Source organism: Nesterenkonia lutea (genome assembly GCF_014873955.1).
In the GTDB taxonomy this organism is placed as follows: domain Bacteria; phylum Actinomycetota; class Actinomycetes; order Actinomycetales; family Micrococcaceae; genus Nesterenkonia; species Nesterenkonia lutea.
This window is the reverse complement of record NZ_JADBED010000001.1, coordinates 2,509,124-2,529,664: the sequence shown is the minus strand read 5'-3', so window position 1 is coordinate 2,529,664 and position 20,541 is coordinate 2,509,124. Positions and strand designations below refer to the sequence as shown.

20 protein-coding genes are annotated in these 20,541 nt (G+C 67.0%); 9 read left to right on the top strand and 11 right to left on the bottom strand.

The features are described from left to right. Window positions 1–2: 2 nt before the first annotated feature. Both H4W27_RS11535 and H4W27_RS11530 read right to left on the bottom strand, forming a co-directional pair. The gene (locus H4W27_RS11535; RefSeq protein WP_318782334.1) at window positions 3–296 is read right to left on the bottom strand and encodes a monovalent cation/H(+) antiporter subunit G; all 294 of its coding nucleotides are present in this window, start codon (window positions 294–296) and stop codon (window positions 3–5) included. Further along, window positions 293–622, bottom strand: a complete 330-nt coding sequence (locus H4W27_RS11530; protein WP_192596060.1) for a hypothetical protein — start codon at window positions 620–622, stop codon at window positions 293–295. The genes H4W27_RS11535 and H4W27_RS11530 overlap by 4 nt, the downstream gene beginning before the upstream one ends. A gap of 214 nt (window positions 623–836) precedes the next feature. On the opposite strand from H4W27_RS11530, the gene H4W27_RS11525 reads away from it, so the two are divergent. The 4 genes from H4W27_RS11525 to H4W27_RS11510 all read left to right on the top strand — a co-directional run bounded on the left by H4W27_RS11525 (window position 837) and on the right by H4W27_RS11510 (window position 4,897). Continuing rightward, a complete protein-coding gene (locus tag H4W27_RS11525; protein WP_192596059.1) occupies window positions 837–1,766 on the top strand; it encodes a carbohydrate ABC transporter permease in 930 nt (309 codons plus the stop codon). Window positions 1,767–1,858: 92 nt separating this feature from the next. Beyond that, window positions 1,859–2,719 carry a carbohydrate ABC transporter permease gene (locus H4W27_RS11520; RefSeq protein ID WP_192596579.1) on the top strand — a complete coding sequence of 287 codons (861 nt, stop codon included), beginning with the start codon at window positions 1,859–1,861 and terminating at the stop codon, window positions 2,717–2,719. 83 nt (window positions 2,720–2,802) lie between these two features. Continuing rightward, window positions 2,803–4,125, top strand: coding sequence for an ABC transporter substrate-binding protein (locus H4W27_RS11515; protein WP_192596058.1), 1,323 nt, complete (start codon window positions 2,803–2,805; stop codon window positions 4,123–4,125). Between the two features lie 58 nt (window positions 4,126–4,183). Beyond that, window positions 4,184–4,897 (top strand): dienelactone hydrolase family protein, encoded by a 714-nt coding sequence (locus H4W27_RS11510; RefSeq protein WP_192596057.1) that lies wholly within the window; start codon window positions 4,184–4,186, stop codon window positions 4,895–4,897. A 33-nt stretch (window positions 4,898–4,930) separates the two neighbouring features. On the opposite strand, the gene H4W27_RS11505 is transcribed toward H4W27_RS11510, so the two are convergent. Next, a complete protein-coding gene (locus H4W27_RS11505) occupies window positions 4,931–5,683 on the bottom strand; it encodes a GntR family transcriptional regulator (RefSeq protein WP_192596056.1) in 753 nt (250 codons plus the stop codon). A 3-nt stretch (window positions 5,684–5,686) separates the two neighbouring features. Beyond that, window positions 5,687–7,030, bottom strand: a complete 1,344-nt coding sequence (locus H4W27_RS11500) for an aspartate aminotransferase family protein (RefSeq protein ID WP_192596055.1) — start codon at window positions 7,028–7,030, stop codon at window positions 5,687–5,689. Between the two features lie 196 nt (window positions 7,031–7,226). Here H4W27_RS11500 and H4W27_RS11495 point away from each other — a divergent pair, with 196 nt between their 5' ends. The 3 genes from H4W27_RS11495 (at window position 7,227) to H4W27_RS11485 (ending at window position 11,097) form a co-directional block, all read left to right on the top strand. Further along, window positions 7,227–8,411: a phosphotransferase enzyme family protein gene (locus H4W27_RS11495; protein WP_192596054.1), complete on the top strand. Its 1,185-nt coding sequence runs from the start codon at window positions 7,227–7,229 to the stop codon at window positions 8,409–8,411. Between the two features lie 208 nt (window positions 8,412–8,619). After that, the gene (locus H4W27_RS11490) at window positions 8,620–10,584 is read left to right on the top strand and encodes a primary-amine oxidase (RefSeq protein ID WP_192596053.1); all 1,965 of its coding nucleotides are present in this window, start codon (window positions 8,620–8,622) and stop codon (window positions 10,582–10,584) included. A 12-nt stretch (window positions 10,585–10,596) separates the two neighbouring features. Continuing rightward, window positions 10,597–11,097, top strand: a complete 501-nt coding sequence (locus H4W27_RS11485) for a hypothetical protein (protein WP_192596052.1) — start codon at window positions 10,597–10,599, stop codon at window positions 11,095–11,097. Here H4W27_RS11485 and H4W27_RS11480 read toward each other — a convergent pair. Continuing rightward, on the bottom strand, window positions 11,062–11,841 hold the full coding sequence (locus tag H4W27_RS11480; protein WP_192596051.1) for a helix-turn-helix domain-containing protein: 780 nt from the start codon (window positions 11,839–11,841) through the stop codon (window positions 11,062–11,064). The two genes, H4W27_RS11485 and H4W27_RS11480, sit on opposite strands and share 36 nt — an antisense overlap. Before the next feature lie 90 nt (window positions 11,842–11,931). Next, window positions 11,932–12,819, bottom strand: coding sequence for a LysR family transcriptional regulator (locus H4W27_RS11475; protein ID WP_192596050.1), 888 nt, complete (start codon window positions 12,817–12,819; stop codon window positions 11,932–11,934). 149 nt (window positions 12,820–12,968) lie between these two features. Between H4W27_RS11475 and H4W27_RS11470 the strand changes: the two genes are divergently transcribed. Both H4W27_RS11470 and H4W27_RS11465 read left to right on the top strand, forming a co-directional pair. Beyond that, entirely contained in the window at window positions 12,969–14,138 is a 1,170-nt protein-coding gene (locus H4W27_RS11470) for an FAD-dependent oxidoreductase (protein WP_192596049.1), read from the top strand. Continuing rightward, the gene (locus tag H4W27_RS11465; protein ID WP_192596048.1) at window positions 14,135–15,343 is read left to right on the top strand and encodes an allantoate amidohydrolase; all 1,209 of its coding nucleotides are present in this window, start codon (window positions 14,135–14,137) and stop codon (window positions 15,341–15,343) included. Before H4W27_RS11470 ends, H4W27_RS11465 begins: the two co-directional genes overlap by 4 nt. On the opposite strand, the gene H4W27_RS11460 is transcribed toward H4W27_RS11465, so the two are convergent. From H4W27_RS11460 to glnT, 5 genes are all read right to left on the bottom strand, one after another. Continuing rightward, window positions 15,333–16,025: a HutD/Ves family protein gene (locus H4W27_RS11460; protein WP_192596047.1), complete on the bottom strand. Its 693-nt coding sequence runs from the start codon at window positions 16,023–16,025 to the stop codon at window positions 15,333–15,335. The genes H4W27_RS11465 and H4W27_RS11460 overlap by 11 nt on opposite strands. Before the next feature lie 50 nt (window positions 16,026–16,075). After that, on the bottom strand, window positions 16,076–17,416 hold the full coding sequence (locus H4W27_RS11455; RefSeq protein WP_192596046.1) for an FMN-binding glutamate synthase family protein: 1,341 nt from the start codon (window positions 17,414–17,416) through the stop codon (window positions 16,076–16,078). A gap of 37 nt (window positions 17,417–17,453) precedes the next feature. After that, a complete protein-coding gene (locus H4W27_RS11450; protein WP_192596045.1) occupies window positions 17,454–18,149 on the bottom strand; it encodes a GltB/FmdC/FwdC-like GXGXG domain-containing protein in 696 nt (231 codons plus the stop codon). Next, on the bottom strand, window positions 18,146–19,060 hold the full coding sequence (locus tag H4W27_RS11445) for a class II glutamine amidotransferase domain-containing protein (RefSeq protein ID WP_192596044.1): 915 nt from the start codon (window positions 19,058–19,060) through the stop codon (window positions 18,146–18,148). The genes H4W27_RS11450 and H4W27_RS11445 overlap by 4 nt, the downstream gene beginning before the upstream one ends. A 73-nt stretch (window positions 19,061–19,133) precedes the next feature. Further along, on the bottom strand, window positions 19,134–20,483 hold the full coding sequence (glnT, locus tag H4W27_RS11440) for a type III glutamate--ammonia ligase (protein WP_225939100.1): 1,350 nt from the start codon (window positions 20,481–20,483) through the stop codon (window positions 19,134–19,136). Window positions 20,484–20,541 lie beyond the last annotated feature (58 nt).

Sequence of the window (20,541 nt, the reverse complement as noted above, 5' to 3'; positions counted from 1 at the left end):
CGTCACGCCTCGCCCTGTTCCTGCGCGTCGATGCCTCCGAGCACCTGGGCCGAGATGGAGGCAGCGCTCAGCGCCAGCACCCAGGTCAGCCCCAGCACGAGAGCCGAGGCCCAGCTGCCGAGCAGCAGCGCGATGCCCGCGAGGATCAGGCCCAGTCCCAGGTTGTCCGCCTTGGTCAGCGCATGCAGGCGGCTGCGCATATCCGGGAATCGGATCAGTCCGAGGGTGCCCACGCTGAAGAAGAAGGCGCCCAACAGGAGCAGGATCAGCGCCGCGACCTCGATCACCGCCGTCACGCCGGCCCGGCCTGCGGTGAGTCCCCCTGCGACTGCTTGGCGGAGGCAGCGGCAGTGGCAGCAGCAGGCGCGGAGCTGCCGATCCCGGCCCGCACAGCCGCGGCCACCGCGGCTGTGCCGGTGAGGACCAGTGCCACGTCGAGGTGGCGATCGCTGCCCGGGTCCAACGCCGCCAGGACTGCGGCGAGCGCGGCGCCGGTGGTGCCGGTCAGCAGGATCACCAGCAGCCAGTTGGCGGTCAGCCTGCGGCGTGCAAAGACCAGCAGGACCACGATGTAGTTGAGCAGCAGCACGGCAAAGACCACCATCAGCATCGCGTCGGTCATCACTGCTCCTCCTCAGGTCGAAGGGGGCTTCGCCGTCACTGGCGCGGTTCGCTGTCCCCAGCCTAGCGAGCTGGATCGGGGTGCCCTGCGCATAGACTGCACAAATGTGATGTTGGTCTCAATCGAGCCGGGTTCATGCCTAGTTCACGTTGCGTCCGTCTTCCGGCCAGTGGTGTGGCTAACATGACATGTGTAGACACTGGAAGGAACCTGGATGAGCGCTGCTGTGCAGACTGAGCTGGAACGGACGCGCGTTCGCGCACGTCGGCGTCAGCAGTCGAAGAACTGGACCCTGTTTCTGCTCTTCGCAGGCCCGAACATCCTGCTGATCCTCGCGTTCATCTATTACCCGCTGTTCTCGAACATGTACTACTCCACCCTGGACTGGAGGCTGGGCTCCTCCAGCGCGACTCCGGTGGGGCTGGAGAACTACGCCTCGTTCTTCACCTCCGCCTCAGGGATCGAGGTGTGGCGGGTGACCGGCATCTTCACCGCCGGCGCGGTGCTCGGCTCCATGGTGCTGGGTCTGCTGATCGCCCTGGTGCTGAACAAGAAGATCCCCGGCAAGACGGCCGCCCGCACGGCGGTGTTCTCTCCCTACGTGCTCTCCGGCGTCGGGGTGGCCATGGTCTGGAACTTCATCTTCGACCCCACCCGCGGCGGCCTCGCGCACATCCTCGACTTCTTCGGCTTCGACTCTCCCGAGTGGTACCTCAACGAGGACTGGTCCCTGCTCATGGTGATCGTCGTCTACGTCTGGAAGAACCTGGGCTACTGCGCCGTCGTCTTCCTGGCGGGCCTGCAGTCCATTCCCAAGGACCTGATCGAGGCGGCGACCATCGACCGCGCCGGCCCGATCCGCCGTTTCGTCTCGGTGACCCTGCCGCTGCTGACCCCCACGGTGTTCTTCCTGCTGGTCACCAACATCCTGTTCTCGATGACCAACGCCTTTGACATCCTGCGCACCATGACCCCCAGCGGTCACGGCACGAACACGATCATCTTCGAGATCTATCTGCAGTCCTTCGGCGCCTACCAGCGGGCCGGATACTCCGCCGCCATCGCCGTGGTGCTCTTCTTCACCCTGTTCTTCATCACTGCGGTCCAGCTGCGCTTCGTCGAGCGGAAGGTGCACTACTCATGAGCCTGACCCGAACACGCAGCCCGGAGCGCGAGGCGAAGCCCCAGGGCATCGCGCCGGAGAAGAAGAACCTCACCAAGGCCGAACGCAAGCAGATGCGCCGCGGCAGCTGGTTGGACGCCTTCAGCAGGCAGAACCTCGCAGACACGATCTTCACCGGCTACCTGCCGATCTTCGTGGCCCTGCTGGTGATCGTGCTGCCGCTGGCCTGGATGGTCTCCTCCAGCTTCAAACCGCCGAGCGAGATCGTCACGCTCAGCCCCACGCTGCTGCCGCAGGACCCCACGGCGGGCAACTACGGCGACGTCGTCGACCGGGTTCCGCTGCTGACCATGTTCGGCAACAGCGTCTACGTGACGCTCGTGGGCTCCAGCATCAAGGTGTTCCTGGCCGTGACCACCGCCTACGCGCTGGTGTTCATCCGCGTGCCGGGCAGGAACTTCATCTTCCTGGGCATCCTGGTGGCGCTGATGGTGCCGCCCGAGGTGTCCATGCTGCCGAACTACCTGACCATCACCTCGCTCGGCGGACGCGACACCCTGTGGGGGATCATCCTGCCGGGTCTGGGCACCGCCTTCGGCACCTTCCTGCTGCGCCAGCACTTCAAGGCCCTGCCCAAGGAGATGTTCGAGGCGGCAGAGCTTGATGGCGCCGGACACTTCCGCAAGCTCTTCCAGATCGCCGCCCCGGTCTCCATCCCGGCCATCGCCACAGTGGGCCTGGTGACCGTGGTCAACGAGTGGAACAGCTTCCTGTGGCCGCTGGTGATCACCGGCAGCGCGGAGAAGATGACCCTGCCGGTGGGGCTGAACCTGCTCCAGTCGGTGGAGACCCAGGCCGGCAGCTACGGCATCCTCATGGCCGGCGCGGTCATCGTGATCGTGCCGATGCTGGTGATCTTCGCCGCGCTGCAGAAGTACATCGTGGCCGGACTTACCCAGGGCTCGGTCAAATGATCGCCCCCGTGAGGTTCCCCCGTCACGCCACCCAGACCTCCTGTCGATAATTCGAATCACTCACCGCACCACAAGGAGCACTCATGAAGAAGCTGATGAACAGCAGGACGACGAAGGGCGTGGCGGCCCTGAGCATCGCCGCGCTGGCGCTGAGCGCCTGCGGCCCCGACACCTCCGGCGAGGAGGAGACGGCGGGCGAAGGCATCGATTGGGCCGAGGTCGAACCGGCCGAGGAGATCGTCTTCTGGTCCAACCACCCCGGCGCGTCGGTGGAGCAGGAAGAGGCCATGATCGAGGCGTTCACCGAGGAGACCGGCATCGAGGTCACCCTCGAGAACTCGGGCGCCACCTATGAGGAGACCTCCCAGGGCTTCCAGACCTCGCAGGGCACGGGGGCGACCCCCGACGTCGTCGTCCTCTCCGACGCGACCTGGTTCCCGAACTACCTCAACGACTCGCTGCTGGCGGTCGACGAGGTGCTCGAAGCGGCAGAGGTGGACACCTCCGGCTACGTGGAGGCCCTCTATGAGGACTACAACTACGAGGACGCTCACTACGGCGTGCCGTATGCGCGCTCCACCCCGCTGTTCTATTACAACGCCGATCACTACGAGGAAGCCGGGATCGAAGCGCCCCCGGAGACCTGGGAAGAGGTCGGTGAAGTCTCCCAGCAGCTGATGGAGGCGGAGACTGCCGATTCCGCATTCTCCTTCCCGCCCCAGGAGGAGTACCCCGCCTGGTGGATGCAGAACCTGATCTGGGGCTATGGCGGATCCTGGTCTGAGGAGTGGGACTTCGCCCCGGTCGCCTCGGAGGAGACCGTGGAGGCCATCCAGTTCGCACAGGACGCCACCGATGACTGGGCCTCCGTCTCCTCCGGAGACCCGGCAGATGATTTCGGGGCCGGAGCGACGAGCCAGATCGTGCAGTCCACCGGATCACTGGGCGGCATCCTGGACATCGCCGAGTTCGAGGTGGGCGTGGCCTTCCTCCCGGGCGGTCCCGAGGCCGAGGGTGAGACCCCGACCGGTGGTGCAGGACTGATGATCTCGGCGGAGTCGGAGCCGGAGGAGCAGCTGGCCGCGGCCATGTTCATCGGCTTCCTGACCAACTCCGAGAACACCGCGACGTTCTCCGAGGCCACGGGCTATATGCCGGTCCAGCAGGATGCCGACATGTCCGCCGTCTATGAGGAGACCCCGCAGTTCCAGGTCGCCGTGGAACAGCTGGAGCGCGCACGCTCGCAGGACAACGCTCGCGTCTTCCTGCCCGGCGGGGACCTGGAGCTCTCGCAGACCCTGCAGGAGATCCTCACCTCCGATGTGGATGTCCAGGAGGAGATGACCTCGGTGCAGGAGTCCCTCGAGGAGCTCTACGAGCGAGATCTGGCCTCCGAGCTGGAGTAACACGCAGCAGCTGGTACCAGGTGGTTGTGGTGCGGGGTCGATTCGCTAGAGTCGGACCATGAGTGAAAAGACCCCGCACCAGAACACCACCTTCACGATCGACCCCGCGGCACAGGGACCGAGCACTGCCCACGGCTACCTGGCCCTGCCGCAGAGCGGCACCGGGCCCGGGGTCATCGTCATCCAGGAGTGGTGGGGTCTGACCGATCACATCAAGGACGTGGCCGATCGCCTGGCCGCTGAAGGGTTCGTCGCCCTGGCCCCTGACCTCTACGGGGGCAGCATCACCCATGACGGCGAGGAGGCCGGAGAGATGATGTCCAGGCTCCCCGCCGAGGAGGGCGCGCGGCTGCTGGCCGGCGCCACCGACCATCTGCTGAGCCTGGAGGCCGTGAGCTCGAAGTCCGTGGGTGCCATCGGCTTCTGCATGGGCGGCGGCTTCGTCCTGGCCATGGCCGCACAACAGGGAGACAAGGTCTCCGCGGCGGTGCCGTTCTACGGAGTCGGGCAGGGCGTCCCCGAGAGCTACAACGGCGTCACGGCAGCCGTGCAGGGCCACTACGCCGAGCACGATCAGAACTACCCGGTGGAGAAGGCCCGCGAGCAGGAGGAGCAGATCCGCGCCGAGTCCGGCGCCGAGGTCACCTACCACTACTACGACGCCGGCCACGCCTTCCACAATGACGAGAACCCGCTGGGCACCTATGACCCGGAGAAGGCCCAGCTGGCCTGGGACCGTGCGGTGACATTCCTGAAGGAGCGCATCGGCTGAAGCTTCGGTGACACGAGGGAGGGCTGCTCAACCTCAGGGCCGGGAACGTTTCCAGCTAGTGCCGACCTTCTGCAGGTGCAGCCGGGTGCGGTCGGCGCGGAAGAAGTCGTGCGCGTATTCCACGGGCAGCTCGTGGTCGTCATAGGTGGTGCGGTGGATCTCCAGCAGTCCGGCCCCGGGGGAGATCTGCAGAGGCTCGGATTCGACCGCTGTCGCCGTCGTCGCCTGCACGGTCTCATCGGCGCGGTCGATGACCAGGCCATGATCCCGGACCAGCAGCGCGTACAGCGAACCCGTGAGGTCCTGGGCCAGCAGGCCGGGGAAGCGGCGCGCGGGTAGGACCGAGGTGTCCAAGGACCAGGTCGCGCTGCCGGCGTGGCGGACCCGGATGAGCCGGACTACCGGCATCGACTCCGCGAGCTGCAGAGCTCGCTGCTCCTCCGGGAAGGGCTGGGAAAGTTCTGCGCGCAGCACCTGAGTATGCACAGTCAGCCCCTGGTGGCGAACCATGTCGGGAACACCCTGGACCGTGTTGAGATGCCGCTGGATCTTGCCGTCGTCGGCGAAGACCCCGCCGCTCTGGCCCATGGCGCGTCGGACGCGGTGTTCGGCCTCGAGCCGGTCCAGACCGCGCCGTACGGCGCTGCGCGGCACTCCCAGCTGCTCCGCCAGGGCCCGCTCACTGCCGAGGCGCTCGCCGGGGCGGAAGCGCCCGTCGCGCAGGATCTTCAACAGCCGGAGGTAGAGGTCCTGGGCGGGAGGATCGGCCTCTGTCGGCAGGTTCACGGTTCACCTGAGTGCTTTGAGTGATTCATCGAGCGCGCCGACGGCCCAGTCGATGTCCTGGCGGCCGAAGGGCAGAGGAGGCCGCAGCTTCAGCACGTTTCCATGTGGTCCGGCCACCGAGGTGAGCACACCGCGCATGCGCAGCTCCTCGAGCATGTCCAGCGCCAGGTCTCGGTCCGGCTCCCTGGTCTGCCGGTCCTTGACCAGCTCGAAGCCGATGAACAGCCCCGCGCCACGGACATCGCCCACCGCTGAGTGCGCGGTGCCGAGTTCCTGGAATCGGGCCAGCGCCTCGGCGCCGATCTCCTGAGCGTGCTGCTGGAGGCCTTCACGGCGGATCACGTCCAGCACCGCCTGGGCAGCCGCCATCGAGACCGGGTTGCCGCCGAAGGTGTTGAAGTACGGGATCGTGTCGCTGAAGGAGGACAGCACCTCGGACCTGGCGAGCAGCCCGGCGACTGGGATCCCGTTGCCCATGGGCTTGCCGGTGGTGATCATGTCCGGAACGACGCCGTGGGCGCCGAAGCCCCAGAACTGCGCACCGGTGCGGGCAAAGCCGGGCTGGACCTCGTCGGCGATGAAGACCCCGCCGGCCGCATGGACCGCGTCCACCGCCTCCCCGAGGTAGCTGCCGGGAAGGACGCCGTCGGAGGAGAAGATCGAATCGGCGATGAACCCGGCGAAGCGGACGCCCCTGGACTCCATATCAGTCACGGCTGCGCGGATCTTCTCGGCGAACCAGGGGCCGATCTCCGCGATGCCGGTGCGGTAGCTGTCCGGTGCTGGGAGGAGCCAGACGTTCTCGCCGATCGGCTGACCCGTGCCCAGCGCCGGGGAGACCGAGGAGCTGAGCTCGGAGTTGCCGTGATACGCCTCGGTGGTCGCGATGAATCCGGTGCCCCCGGTGTGGGTCTTCGCCACACGCAGCGCGAGATCGTTCGCCTCTGACCCGGTGCACATGAACATGGCCTTGTAGTCACCGGCCTCCAGTTCCGCCGGCAGCGTGCTCAAGAGGTCATCGGTGTAGTCCAGGATGCGTTCATGGAGGTAGCGCGTATGGGTGTTCAGCCGCTGCATTTGGGCATGCACCGCCTCCGCGACCGCAGGATGGGCGTGGCCGATGGAGGCCACATTGTTGTACATGTCGAGGTACTTCTCCCCAACGGCGTCCCAGAGGTACTGGCCCTCGCCACGGACCAGGTGCACGGGCCTGCGGTAGAAGAGCCGGTAGGAGCCCCCGAGGAGCTCCTCGCGGCGCTCCGTGAGCCTGCGCGTCTCGGGATCCAGGTCTGCGGCGTGCTCGGCGCGAAAGCTGTTGTTGTCCATGATGGTGGAACGCGAGGCCATGAGAGTCCTTCGAAGTTGAGATCGATCAGCGGAGGCACCCAGCCCTCGTCTGATGGAGTCCATCGTCTCAGCCCGCACCCTCGGCCGGCCCACAAGCATGTTTCCGCAGCGTTACAAAGATCCCAGCATTGGTGAATGGTTCGTTACGCCCCGGCACCTGCGTGAAGGGCCTGTAAAACCTGCCCGAGAACGGCCCGTGCCAGCGGCAGAAGACCTGAACCCGTGGCACAGTGAGATCGGCACCCAGCCCTCCTTGCATCTTGACGAGGAGATTGCTTTGCACAACGAGCCCATCGCGACCGAGTCGACGCAGACCATGGCGTCGGCGGCCGAACCGTTCATCGCGTTCGCGAGCCTGCACAGGGGCGAACCGGCCCCCGACTGGCTCAGTCGACAGATCATCTCCGCCTGGGGCCTCGATCCCGCTCGAACTGTCCTGAGCCTGATCGCGGTCTCCGAGAACGCGACCTTCCGCATTGAGGTCGACGGCGCTCCCTACGCCGTGCTGCGGGTGCACCGTCCGAGCTATGTCGACTCTCTGCAGATCCGCTCCGAGCTCCAGTGGGTACAGGCGCTGGGGGAGGAGATCGATGTCAGCGTCCCAGAAGTGGTGCCGCTGACTGACGGGTCTCTGGTGCATACCTTTCAGCGCGGTGCCCAGGAGGGCGCGGCCCCTGAGGAAGAGCCGTGGCACGTGGTGGCCTTCGCCTTCGTCCAGGGTGCCGTGCTGGAAGACATCATCGGCGCGCTGCCAGATCCGGCCTCCTACTACCGACTTATCGGGGAGGCGACGGCCAAGTTCCATCAGCATGCCGACTCGTGGCAGCGACCAGTCGGCTTTGACCGGTTCCAGTGGCGGCTGGAGGACATGCTCTGGGACTCCAGTCGCTGGGGAGACTGGCGCGCCGCCGAGATGAGCCCACAGCAGCAGCAGACCCTGGAGTCTGCGGAGGCGGCCGCTGTGCAGCACCTCAACGGACTGCAGCCCGGGGACCAGGGCTGGGGACTGATCCATGCGGATCTGCGTCCCTCGAACATCATGATGCACGAGGACAGCCTCACGGTCATCGACTTCGATGACTGCGGCTACGGCTGGTACCTCTACGACTTCGCCGCGGCACTGTCCTTCATCGAGCACGAGCCCTACACCCCGCAGATCGCCAGAGAGTGGCTCGCCGGCTACCAGGGCGTGCGGAGTCTCTCCGCACGGGATCTCCGCCACGCATGTGCCCTCAGCATGGTGCGCCGACTGACCATGCTCGGGTGGACCACCACCCACCGCAGGGACGCCCTGCCGCCGGCGATCTGGGACGCGCAGCTTCCCGGCGCCGTGGAAGTCGCCCAGAGGTACCTGGACTCCCCGACCTGGCTGGTGGACTGATCTGTGGCCTGGCCGGGCGCCTCGCCGCGGGCACTTCATGAGTCCAAGGACTCTCCAGGACAGAGGCGCCGAGGTAACCCCCACGTAAAACCTGCGGAGCGGAGAGGTAAAAGCTGACCGAAGCCCTTCCGGCCCGCGGGAAATTCACGGATAGTAAACAGTGACAACTAGGCAGAAACACCGTATCCACTCCGAGCAGGAGCATCCCATGACGCAGCAGACCGCACCGCACGAGCTCGAGACGCCGACGGCGTCACATCCACTGGAGCCGCTGAGGGCCGAGGAGATCAGCAGCGCCTCGGCCATCCTCAAGGAGCATCCCGAGTTCACCGCGGAGCAGCGGTTCGTCTTCATCGAACTCCGCGAGCCGTCCAAGGCGACAGTCCGGGCCTTCGACGCCGAGTCCTCCCCCTGGGACCGTGAAGCATTCATCCTGCTTCGCGACCATGCCCGGCACCGGACCCTGGAGGCCGTGGTCAACCTCCGCAGCCAAGCGGTGACCAGCTACACCGAGATCCCGGATGCTCAGCCACCGATGACCGAGGAGGAGTTCTTCGCCTGCGAGGAGATGATCCGTCAGGATCCGCTGGTCCAGGAGGCACTGCGCAAGCGCGGCGTCCAGGACTTCTCCAGGGCCATGGTGGACAAATGGGCGGCAGGCTACGTCATGGAGGACGACGCCCCCAGCCAGCGTCGAATTGCTCGTCCGATCGTCTTCATCCAGGGCGAGGATGACGCCAACGCCTACGCCCGTCCGGTGGAGAACCTGATCATCACCGTGGACCTGGACAACAACCAGATCGTCGACGTCAAGGACACCGGGGTGGTGCCGCTGCCGAGCAAGAAGGGCAACTACACCGCCGATCGCATCACGGATCCGGAGAACTCCCCGCACTTCGAGAAGGTCCGCGACCGGATGAAGCCGATCCACATCACCCAGCCCGAGGGCCCCTCCTTCCGCGTGGAGGGACACGGCATCGAATGGGCCAACTGGAAGCTGCAGGTCGGCTTCACCGCCCGCGAGGGAGTGGTGCTGCACAGCATCAGCTACAACGACCGCGGCACCGAACGTCCGGTGCTCTACCGGGCTTCACTGGCTGAGATGTATGTCCCCTACGGGGACCCCGCGGACACCCACTGGAACAAGAACGTCTTCGACGAGGGCGAGTACGGGCTGGGTGGACTCGCCAACTCGCTGGAGCTCGGCTGTGACTGCCTCGGTGAGATCACCTACCTCGATGCCGTGCTGAGCAATCAGGACGGTGAGCCCACCAGCATCAGCAACGCCATCTGCATCCACGAGGAAGACTCCGGCATCGGCTGGAAGCACACCGACTTCCGCACCGGCCTCGGCGAGGTCCGCCGCAATCGACGCCTGGTGGTGTCCTTCTTCACCACCGTGGGCAACTACGACTACGGCTTCTACTGGTACCTCTACCTCGACGGATCCATCGAGTTCGAATCCAAGCTCACCGGCGTCCTCTCCACCGGCGCCCTGGAGGAGGGGGAGGACCCCAGGTACGGAAAGGTCATCGCCCCGGGCCTCTACGGCCCCAACCACCAGCATTTCTTCGCCGTCCGCCTGGACATGAACGTCGACGGCCCCCGGAACAACCTCTACGAGCTGCAGTCCGAGGTGGCGGCCCCGGAGGACAACCCCTGGGGCAACGCCTGGTATGAGTCCAAGACCCTGCTGGCCTCCGAGTCGGCGGCCCAGCGCACTGCGGATCCCCTGCGAGGACGCTCATGGGTGGTCACCAACGCCGAGAAGAAGAACCGGCTCGGCGGAGACATCGGCTACAAGGTGGAGCTCGGGGGCACGCTCGCACTCCCGATGGCCCAGCCGGGCTCGCAGCAGCACGCTCGGGGAGCCTTCGCCCGCAAGCATCTCTGGGCCACCCAGTTCGCCGAACGGGAACGCTACGCCGCCGGAGAATACGTTCCACAGAACCCCAGCTCCGGAGGATTGCCGGAATATGTCCAGCAGGACCGGTCCCTCGCGGGCGAGGATCTCGTGCTCTGGCCCATTCTCTGCGCACACCACGTGGTGCGCCCGGAGGACTGGCCGGTGATGCCGGTGGCCACAGTGGGGCTGCACCTGAAGCCCTCCGGATTCTTCGACGGCAACCCGATGCTGGACCTGCCGGCGGAACAGCCCTCCAGCTGTCATTAGAGAGGTGCCGAGATGACTGCGCGGGCACAGCCCCTCCTGCTCGAGATCGTCCCTGCGGAGGGTCTCGGATCCTCATCTCGCGCCCGCCGTGGGCTGGCCGTGCTGGCAGGGATCTCTGCCGCGCTGCACATCATGATGCTCGGCCATGGCTCGTTCTGGCTGAGCATCATGATGGCCGCCCTCGCCTTCGGGTGTCTGTTCTGTGCCGGGCGGCTGTGGCGTGGTCCCTCGCCCCGCACGCTGGGCATGACCGCAATGATGAACGCGTCGATGGTGGTCATCCATCTGGTGATGATGGCAAGCGCGGGGACGCACTCCGTGGGGGTCGCGGCCGGCGTCTCCATCTCCGCGCATCACGGCGGCGCTGCCACTGTGTACTCGGGGATCCTGCCCCTGGACCACCCCGGCCTCATGATCACCGCCACCGCGATCGCCGTGGCAGAGGTACTCGGCGCCGTCTGGATGAGCAGACGCGGGTCAGAGCGGGGTGTTGTCCGGGAAGGCGATGACTGAGAGGAATCGAATCGGCAGGGTGAGCAGGGCCGTCGGACCGTGGGGAGCCTCGCCGTCGAACTGCAGGGAGTCGCCGGGGCGCAGGGTGTAGGTGGACATTCCGTGTCCGTACTGCATCTGCCCTTCGAGCATGTAGATGAACTCGGTGCCGGGGTGTTGAAACAGCGGATAGGCGTCACTGTCCTGCCGCAGCGTCACCAGCAGGGACTCCAAACGCTTGTGCTGACCGCGCAGAGATCCCAGGAGCTCATAGGCGTGCCCGGCCTTGGTGCCGTTGCGGGTGATCATGGGTCCGGCACCGGCCTCGGTGTACACCGCTTCCCGCTCAGCGTCAGCACCACGGAACAGCGAGGTCACCGGCACATCGAGCCCCTGCGCCAGGAGCGCCAGCGTGGAGAGGCTGCAGGAGGTCTGCGCGTTCTCGATCTTGGAGAGCATCGCCTTGGACAGGCCGATGTTCGTCGCCATGTCGGACACGGAGAACCCATGCTGGGTCCGCAGCGCCCGCACGTTGAACCCGATCACCTCCGCCAGGTTGTCTGCCGCCAGCGGCTCCGAACGTTCGCGGTCCCACGCGCTGCCCGCGCGGTTGCGCAGCAGCGACTCGGGAGCCGGTCCAGGATCTGGTCCGGTCTTCGGCGCAGGATCCGTCCCACGATCCGACCGAGGGCCCGGCCTGGGGCCCGGCCCGGGGTCCTCGCCGTGCCGAGCGCGCTGCCCTTCGGGGGATGACTCAGGACTCATGGAGCCCATACTACTGAACGTTTCCTGGCATGAGACAGCGTATCTGTCGAGCGGGAGCCGAGTGGTGATCCCGCTCAGCTCAGATCCCGTTCAGCTGCGCAGCTGAGCACTCACCTCACGCAGGACGCTCAGGAACAGCTCTGCGGCGGGGGAGACCTGGTGCTCGGAGAAGGCCGCGTAGACCCTGGTGCGTGGTCGGCCCGAGAGGCTCGCGAGGCAGATGGTGGGCGGCGCGAAGGCCGTGACCGAGGCCGGCAGCAGCGTGTATCCCAGCCCCGCCGCCACAAAGCCCAGGGCCGTCTCCTGCTGGATGATCCTGGCGTAGACCGGAGGAAAGCGCAGCCCCTCGAAGATCGGCCGGATCTCCGCGGCATATCCCGGCATCTCCCGCGGCGGGAAGAAGATCAGCGGACCCTCCACGAGTTCCCGGGCAGAGACCTCCGCTCGGCCCGCGAGATCATGATCCTCCGGCAGGCAGACGATGATCTCCTCCGCGAGGAGCTCCTCCGTCCGCAGCTCCGGGGCGCTGTCAGCACCTCTGACGATTCCCAGGTCCAACTGCCCCTCGCGCAGCGCCTCGGCCTGTTCACTGCTGGTCAGCGGTTCCAGCTGCAGCGAGACCTGAGGCGCGACCTCCCGAAAGCGCCGGATGGCGCGCGGCAGCAGCGCATAGCTGGCGGAACTGACGAACCCCAGGCGCAGCTGGCCGGCCGTCCCCTCCGCAGCCCCGCCGAGGCCGGAGCTGAGCTCATCGGCCGCTTGGAGCACCTCGATCACCCGGCGGTGAAACTCTCTGCCCAGACCGGTCAGCGTGACCTGCCGTGTGGTCCGGTGGAACAGCTGGTGACCGATCTCCTGTTCGAGCTTCAGGATCTGCGCGCTCAGCGGAGACTGTGAGAGGTGCAGGCGCCTCGCGGCCCGACCGAAGTGCAGCTCCTCCGCCACGGCGACGAAGTATCGCAGCTGTCTGAGTTCCATGGTCCTCCCCGGTTGTCCTGACTGTCCTGACTGTGCTGACTGCCCTGACTGTCCTGGGCGCCCTGACAGTTCTAATTATCCTGGTTTACAGCTTAGTTGTGCGGATATTGGTATTGGACCACAGCACAGTGAGTTCGTAGCGTGGAACCATGGATTTCTCCCGCTATGCCGTCATCGGCGCTGGTCTCGCCGGATCCGCCGTGGCCTGGAAGCTCGCCTCCGCCGGACACGAGGTCACTCTTCTCGAGCAGCAGGACTCCCCCGCGGGGGCGCGCGGAAGCTCACACGGCTCCGCGCGCATCTTTCGGTACCCCTACCCGGATCCGCACTATGTGGGACTCGTGAAACGCTCCGCAGGGCTCTGGTCCGAGCTGGAGTCTCAGCTGGATGAACAGCTGATCGCCCCCACCGGGGGAGTCGACTTCGGTGCCAGGCGCAGCCCCGCGCTGCTCTCCGAGATCCTGGAGAAGCAGGGGATCGAGAACGAGCTCCTCACCGCCGCCCAGGCCGAACAGCGCTGGCCCCAGCTGTCCTTCGACTCCGACGTGCTCTGGCAGCCCCAGGCCGGCGTCATCGACGCCGAACGCACGGTGGAGGGGATGGTCCGTCTGGCCACCGAGGCGGGAGCGACGGTGAACCTCTCCTGGGAGGTGTCTTCGGTCGCCCGGTCCGCCCGGGGCTACCGGATCAGCAGCGTCTCCGGCCAGCAGGTGGACGCCGAACGTGTGGTCGTCGCCGCGGGCGGGTGGCTGCCGTCGCTGCTGGCCGCGCTGGAGCTGCCTGAGAGCTTTCGCAGGGCCCTTCCGGAGTTTCAGGTCCGGCAGGAGCAGGCCTACCACTTCCCCTACCGCGATCCCACACTCGCGTGGCCGGTGCTGGTGCACAAGACCGACGCCATCCAGACCTATGGACTTCCCGGCGGGCGCGATGCCGACTTCCGCGGCCACAAGATCGCAGAGTTCAACGGCGGCAGAATCCTGCACTCCGCCGCCGACCAGGACGGCGTCGTCGACGCCGCCAACCGAGAGCGCGTGGTGGAATACGTCGAGCGCCACCTTCCCGGGGTGGTGCCTGAGCCCTATGCCGAGACCACCTGCATCTTCACCAACACCCCCACGGAGGACTTCGTCTTCGACCGTTGTGAGAACATCACCGTGGTCTCTCCCTGTTCGGGACACGGGGCGAAGTTCGCGCCGCTGATCGGTGAGCTCGCCGCTGCCGCAGCAGCAGCAGAGACCGACGACGCCGGCCGCGCCCTGCTGCCGGAGCGCTTCCTGACACCGTGGACGAGTACTCCCGGAGAGGACCCAGCCCCATGACCGCAGTCAAGCTGCTTGCAGAGATCGCCGAGATCGGCCGAGACCCGCAGCGAGGCGGATACAGCCGTCCGGTCTTCTCCGCACCCGAGCTGGAACTCCGCGCCTGGTTCACCGCAGCGGCCGCTGCGCGCGGCCTCGACGTGGAGGTGGACCGCAACGGCGCCCTCTGGGCCTGGCTGGACGCCCCGCACGGAGAGCGCGAAGAAGTCGTGATCACCGGCAGCCATCTCGACTCGGTGCCCGGCGGAGGAGCCTATGACGGCCCCCTCGGAGTGGTCTCCGGACTGGATGCGCTGGACCGGATCAAACAGCGCGGCCACCGGCTGAGGCGGGCCCTCGCCGTCGTCGTCTTTCCGGAGGAGGAGGGCTCTCGCTATAACCAGGCCTGCCTGGGCTCCCGGCTCATGGTCGGAGAGCTGGCCCCGGAGAAGGCCCGGGCGCTGACCGACTCGGCAGGCGTGACCTTCGCCGAGCTCGCCGCTCGGCATGGCCTGGACCCGGAACGCATCGGCGCAGATCCGGAGCGGATGAGGTCCATCGCCGCCTTCGTCGAACTCCACGTGGAGCAGGGCAAAGGGCTCGTCCACCTGGATGCGCCCGTGGCAGTGGCCACCAGCATCCTGGGCCACGGTCGCTGGCAGCTGCGGCTGGAGGGGGAGGGCAATCATGCCGGGACCACCCCGATGGATGACCGCCGCGATCCCGTGGTCGCCGCGGCGCAGATCATCCTCGCCATCCGCGAGGAGGCCGAGAAGATCCCGGAGGCGCGGGCAACCATCGGCAACCTCATCCCCGTGCCGGGGGGCACCAATGTGATCGCCTCCGCGGTGGACATGTGGATGGACGTGCGCCACCTTGACGACGCGGTGGTCCGCCGACTGGTGAGCGCCGTCGAGACGCGAGCCCATCAGATCGCCGCCGCGGAGGGGTGTCGCTTCACTCTGGCCGAGAACTCCTATTCACCCACGGTCACCTTCGATGTGGCGTTGCAACAGCGGATGCAGGAGCTGCTCCCGGGTGCGCCTCTGCTGCCCACGGGAGCAGGACACGACGCCGGTGTGCTCGCCGCCCATGTGCCCTCGGCCATGCTGTTCGTGCGCAACCCCGGAGGCGTCTCCCACGCCCCGGCGGAGCATGCTGGCGATGCAGACATCGAGGAAGGTGTCCAGGCGCTGGTCACAGTGCTGGAGGATCTCAGCCGATAGCCTCCGCGCCACCGGGGAACACCTGGACTGCTGCCACGGTGACCGACCCGGCGCCGCCCGCCCGTGCGGAGTCGAGCTCCTGGATCAGACCGTCGTGGAGCCCGCCGCCGGGGGCCGGGCCGCCGTGGGACGGGGTCCCGGAGTGCGCCCGCGGGGAGGGCAGGATCGCCTCCAGCGCGTTCACTGTCCTGCCGTCGCGCAGCACCAGCGCTCCGTCGATGACCACCACTGCCACAAGGTGATCAGCGGGCAGGACGAGCCGGCCAGAGCCGCGAATGACCTGCACGTCTCCCCGCGCAAGCCCGCGGGCGAGCATCAGGTTCAGCGCCTTCTCCGGTGTGCCTGCTCTGAGGCTGACCGAGACCTCGGTCTCCCCGGAGAACCTCTGCGGCTCACCTCGGGGAACCGTCCGGCTCTCCCCATCCACCGCCAGCCGGACGGGACCCGCGGAGAGCAGCGTGAAGACCCGCCCCACCCCTGGAAATGGCGAGAATTCTGCATCGCCGATCAGCTCTGCCTGGCTCAGTCGCCAGCTGAACCCCGGGCCGGCGTCGGCAGCTGCCACAGCGAGCTGCCGGGTCGTCCCGCCGCCGTTGCGCCAGGGGCTCGCCGGCAGGCTGGAGAGCGCTCGGACCTCAGCCCGCGGGGTCGGGCGCGGGGCGCGGGAGGCGTCTGTGCTCACTGGTCCGCGCCGAGTTGGTCCTCGGCAGGTCTCATCCGTCGCCGGTCGGATCAGTAACCGGTCGCGGACCCAGGGATCCAGCTGGTCCCGGCCAGCGGCACCCGTGCCATGGCCGAGCTCTCCACGGTCAGCGCCACCAGGTCCTCCGGCTCGAGGTGCTGGATATGCGATTTGCCGCAGGCCCGGGCGATCGTCTGGGCCTCCATGGTCATCACGCGCAGAAAGTTCGCCAGTCGGCGCCCGCCGGCCTCGGGGTCCAGCCGCATCTGCAGCTCCGGATCCTGTGTGGTGACGCCGGAGGGATCGGTGCCGTCCTGATAGTCGTCGAAGTACCCGGCAGCCGAACCCAGCGCCTCATAGTCCTTCGCGTAGCGCGGATCGTTGTCACCCAGCGCGATCAGCGCCGCCGAGCCGATGGAGACGGCGTCTGCCCCGAGCGCCATGGCCTTGGCCACATCCGCACCGTGACGGATGCCTCCGGAGATGATCAGCTGCACCTCGCGCTCCATCCCGAGCTCACGCAGGGCCTGTGCCGCCTGCGGGATCGCCGCCAGGGTCGGGATGCCCACATGCTCGATGAACACCTCCTGGGTCGCGGCCGTGGAGCCCTGCATGCCGTCGACGACGATGACGTCGGCCCCGGCATGGACGGCCAGCTTGGTGTCGTAATAGGTCCGGGAGGCTCCCACCTTCACGTAGATGGGCACCTGCCAGTCGGTGATCTCGCGCAGCTCCTGGATCTTGATGGTCAGGTCGTCCGGGCCGGTCCAGTCGGGATGGCGGGAGGCAGAGCGCTGATCGATCCCCTCGGGCAGGGTGCGCATCTTCGCCACCCGACTGGTGATCTTCTGACCCAGCAGCATGCCGCCGCCGCCAGGCTTGGCGCCCTGGCCGAGCACCACTTCGATGGCGTCGGCCATGCGCAGGTGATCGGGGTTCATCCCGTAGCGCGAGGGCAGGTACTGATAGACCAGGTGCTTGGACTGGCCGCGCTCCTCATCGGTCATCCCGCCGTCGCCGGTGGTGGTGGAGGTGCCCACTGCCGAGGCGCCGCGGCCCAGCGCATCTTTGGCGCGGCCGGAGAGCGCGCCGAAGCTCATTCCGGCGATGGTCACCGGAATGTCGAGATGCATGGGTTTCACGCCCTGCTCTGCGAAGCGGGTCCCCAGCAGGACGTCGGTGCCGCAGCGCTCACGGTATCCCTCCAGCGGGTAGCGGGACATCGAGGCGCCCAGGAAGAGCAGATCATCGAAGTGGGGGAGTCGGCGTTTGGAGCCCCCGCCGCGGATGTCGTAGACGCCGGTGGCGGCGGCGCGGCGGATCTCGGCCATGGTGCTCTGGTCGAAGGTGGCCGATTCGCGGAGCCCATGGGCGGTGGCCTGTTCAGTCATGACGGTGGTGTTCCTTCCGGAAGGGACTGCAGGACGCTCAGTAGCTGTCCGCGTTGTCGACGGTGAAGTGGTAGAGCTGACGGGCCGATCCATAGCGGGTGTAGGCATGGGTGTCGTCCTCGAGGTATCCGGCCGCCGCCAGCAGCGCGGCGAGTTCCTCATGGTGCTCCGGGCGCATCTCCTTGACCGTGCAGTCGGCGCCGAGGGAGGCCACCGAGCCCCGGACGTAGATGCGGGTCTCATAGATCGAGTCCCCGAGCGCCTCGCCGGCATCGCCGCGCACCACGAGCCGCCCGGCCTGAGCCATGAAGGCGCTCATATGACCGACGTCGCCGCCGACGACGATGTCCACGCCCTTCATCGAGATCCCGCAGCGTGCCGCCGCGTCTCCCTCGACCACCAGCAGGCCGCCGTGGGCGGTGGCGCCCGCAGACTGGGAGGCGTTTCCGGTGACACGGACGGAGCCGCTCATCATGTTCTCGGCGACGCCCACGCCGGCATTGCCGGCGATGGTGATGGCGGCCTGCTGGTTCATGCCGGCGGCGTAGTAACCGACATGTCCCTCGATCGAGATCTCCAGCTCCGCATTGACTCCCGCCGCCAGGGCGTGGGCGCCCCGAGGATTGCGGATGCTGAAGGCCCCGGCGACGCCTGGCACATGCAGGGCCCGATTGACCTCGCGCAGCGTGCTGCTCTGGAGATCGAAGGTGGTGGTGTCAGTCAGTGTGTTCATGCCGCGGAGACCTCCTTGCGGGACCAGGCGTAGATCCGGTTGGGCTCGGGCTCATAGAGGCGGGCCGATTCGATGCCGGGCAGGTCGGTGAGCGCCCGGTACTCGCTGGCCATGGCCACCCAGTCCTCGGTCTCGGCGATGACCGCAGGTTTGCAGGCGATGGCGTCGCGGACCACGGCGAAGGAGTCGCGGTTGGAGACCAGCAGGGTGTAGAAGCCGTCGAACTCCTCGCTGAGCGAGTGCACGGCTTCTTCCACTGTCGCTCCCCGGCGCATCTGCTCGGCGATGTAGCGGGCGCCGACCTCGGTGTCGTTCTCCGAATCGAACGTGACCCCGTCGCGGATGAGCTCCCGACGCAGGGTCGCATGGTTGGAGAAGGAGCCGTTGTGCACCATGCACTGGCCGTCACCCACGGCATAGGGGTGGCAGCCGCCAGGGGTCACCGCGGACTCCGTGGCCATTCGGGTATGCCCCACGCCCTGCCAGCCCTGCGCCGAGGCGAGTCCGAACTCCGCCGCGAGATCACGAGGGTGCCCCACGCCCTTGAGCACGGCGAGGTCCTGGCCGAACCCGGCGACCAGAGACCCAGGGGCAACGTCGCGGATGGTTTGCTTGAGCTCCTCGACGTCGACGGGAGCGCTGATGAGCTGGGTCTCTCCGACCTGGGCGATGCTCACCGAGGTTCCGAGGCGGGCAGTGACGGCAGTGCTCAGTTCCAGCGAGCTCTGCTGGGACTCCAGCACCGAGACGGTGACCGTGCCCGGAGGGCACCATTGCGGGTCCCCGTAGACGGCGACCCCTGCAGAGTCCGCTCCGCGCTCCTCCATCTCGCAGAGCATGCTGCTCAGCATCTCGCCGAGCCGCGGATACAGGTCTGGGTTTCGCAGATGAAGTCCGACGATTCCACACATGGCGGGTTCCCTTCTTCTATTCGGCCGTGAGGCGCTGGCTGTAGGGCCGTGAGGTGCCAGAAGGCGGTGAGGCTCAGACGGCGGTGAGGTAGCGCTGGATCTCCCACTCGGTGACCTGCGCATGGTACTGGTGGAACTCTTCACGCTTGAGGTTGTTGTAATACCTGCCCACGCCGGGATCGACGGTGTTGAGCACGTTCAGGATGGTCTGGTCTGCCTCCAGTGCTTCGACGGCGTCGACGAGGGTCAGCGGCAGACAGGGCTCATGCTCCCGCCCATCACCGGGCGTGCCCGGGTCCCTCTTCTTCTCGATCCCGTCCAGGCCTGCGCCGATGAGCGCAGAGGCTGCGAGGTAGGGATTCGCCGCTCCGTCACCGCCTCGCAGCTCGACGCGGTGGGCGTCGGGGACCCGGATGTAGTGGGTGCGGTCGTTGCCGCCGTAGGTCGCCGTCCGCGGCGCCCAGGAGGCCCCCGAGGTGGTGGCCACCGCCCCGGTGCGCTTATAGGAGTTCACAGTCGGGGCCAGCAGCGCCTGCAGCGCGTTGGCGTGTTCGAGCAGGCCGCCGACGAAGTGGTAGGCGTCCTCAGAGAGACCGAGTCCGTGGGCATCGGGGACCTCCGGCGCGCTGCCCCCCGGGAAGATCGGCTTCCCCTGGGAGGTCAGCGAAATGTGGAAGTGCAGCCCGGTGCCGGTCCGGTCGGCGAAAGGTTTGGGCATGAATGTGGCGATCATCCCGCGTTTCTCCGCGATCATGGTGATCAGATAGCGCAGGGTCACGACCCGGTCAGCGGTGATCAGAGCTTCGTCATAGTGGAAGTTCTGCTCGAACTGTCCGTTGCCGTCCTCGTGATCGTTGGCGTAGTTCCCCCAGCCCAGCGCATTCATCGCCTCGGAGATCTCTGAGAGATGACCGAACATCCGGGTCACCCCGCGGGCGTCGTAGCAGGGCTGCGCGTGGTTGTCGCCGTCGTCGGCGGTGACGAGTCTGCCCTCGGCGTCCTTCTTGAGCAGAAAGTACTCGACCTCGGCTCCCAGTTGGGGCTCGTAGCCCTTTTCCGCGGCTTTGGCGATCATGTCTTTGAGGATCACACGGGGGGCGTAGCCCCAGGGCCGGCCTTCCACGTGGGGGTCGCAATGCACGATGGCCAGACCCTCGCGGATGAAGGGGACGGGGGTGAAGGAAGAAGCATCGGGCATCGCCATGATGTCTGGGTCCTTGGGCTCCTGGCCCATCGCTCCGGCCGCGTAGCCGGCGAAGCCGACCCCTTCTTCGATCAGCTGGTCGACGGCTTCCACGGGCACGAGCTTGGCGCAGGGCTTGCCGTTGAGGTCGACGAAGAGCGCGAGGATGAATCTCGTCTTGTGCTGCTCGGTGAGTTCCTTCAAGGACGGGGAGGCCATCGAGAGTCCTTTCACTGTCATGAATCAGCGTACACCTGTAGTAAACACCGCTTCTGTTTCCGCGATGTGAACCCCCGGT